Here is a 336-nt window from a genome sequence, read left to right on the forward strand (position 1 = left end):
AGCAAAATAAAAACAAAACTGCCTATAAGCCACTTTTTCATTGGTGACCATACTCCTATCTATGTATTAGAGCATGCAAGCAATATCAGGCATAAAAATCATACGCTCTCTTTAGTTGATAAACGTTGTCATTTGTAATATTGATTAACTTTTACCTTACTCATATCCAATAAGGTTGTCAATTCCTATTACATTTTCCTTCCCATAAAGAATAAATAGCTAAGGCAAACGTATGATCACGTATCGAGAAAGCAGATGAATTCCCGTGAATAAATATCAAATTGAAAAATTAATATGGTATTTTCCGAAAAAAGTTTCATTTAGCAGTTGTTTTTT

Source organism: Bacillus sp. N12A5, assembly GCF_026790125.1.
In the GTDB taxonomy this organism is placed as follows: Bacteria; Bacillota; Bacilli; order Bacillales; family Bacillaceae; genus Bacillus.